The organism is Pseudomonas reactans, from assembly GCF_013387025.1.
GTDB lineage: Bacteria > Pseudomonadota > Gammaproteobacteria > Pseudomonadales > Pseudomonadaceae > Aquipseudomonas > Aquipseudomonas reactans.
Window position 1 is genome coordinate 1 of sequence record NZ_JACAQP010000182.1, and the last position, 308, is coordinate 308.

Annotated in this window: 1 protein-coding gene; it reads left to right on the plus strand. The window is 41.9% G+C overall.

The window, feature by feature from the left end; all coding sequences use genetic code 11:
- The coding region (locus HX793_RS32320; protein ID WP_178905630.1) for a Ty3/Gypsy family RNase HI domain-containing protein at positions 1-308 on the plus strand (308 nt) is incomplete at both ends.

The window sequence follows — 308 nt, forward strand, 5'->3', positions numbered from 1 at the left end:
ACAACAATCAGCCTTTGAACAACTACGAGATAGCTTATGCAAGGCTCCAGTGTTAGCTTTACCGCAAGGAGGGGAGGATTTTGTTCTTTACAGCGATGCCTCCTTAAGTGGTCTTGGATGCGTGTTGATGCAAAAAGGACGAGTGATAGCGTATGCCTCTCGACAACTGAAACCACATGAAAAAGCTTACCCAGTACATGATTTAGAGTTGGCAGCAGATCATAAAAGTCTGAAATACCTGTTTGATCAGAAAGAGTTAAACATGAGACAAGTACGGTGGATGGATCTACTAAAAGATTATGATTGTG